Origin of the sequence: Testudinibacter sp. 'clade 2' (assembly GCF_006227735.1) — a bacterium.
In the GTDB taxonomy this organism is placed as follows: Bacteria; Pseudomonadota; Gammaproteobacteria; order Enterobacterales; family Pasteurellaceae; genus Chelonobacter.
Window position 1 is genome coordinate 1 of record NZ_VDHB01000267.1, and the last position, 544, is coordinate 544.

The 544-nt window shown below is 29.8% G+C and carries 1 protein-coding gene; it reads right to left on the reverse strand.

The window, feature by feature from the left end; translation table 11 throughout:
- The coding region (locus FHQ30_RS13150) for a 1-acylglycerol-3-phosphate O-acyltransferase (RefSeq protein ID WP_139625210.1) at positions 1-544 on the reverse strand (544 nt) is incomplete at both ends.

Below are 544 nucleotides of genomic sequence, written 5' to 3' on the forward strand. Positions count from 1 at the left end.
ATATTTTATAATAATTTTGCCATTATTAATTCGATTAAGACTTAACTTGTTATAATATAAGCTTATGCAGACAGGAACTATCGGAACGCCCGTATTATAGGCAAGATGAAATGCTCCGCTTTTAAATGGGTATAATTGTTTTGCATAATTCCGTGTACCTTCAGGAAAAAACCAAAGTGATAAATTTTTAGATTTAATGTTCCGCTGTGCAATAGTTAAACTATTAATCGCTTTGTTCTTATCGCTTCTATCAATAAGAATATTACCGCTCAGCCAATACATTAAGCCAAAAAATGGAAAATATAAAATACTTTTCTTTCCAACACTAACGGTGTTTTCAATTACTGTATTAGTAGCAATGAAAACATCATAGTTACTTTGATGATTACATACAAAAATAGCATTTGTTTTGGGAAGATTTTCATTTCCAGCCAAAGAAACCTTAAATCCCAAAAAATATGCTACTTTTCCATACATGAGAGCAGCAATATAAGTATTTTTAGGATTCTTAGGACGTAATAAACATAACAATGATATTACAATG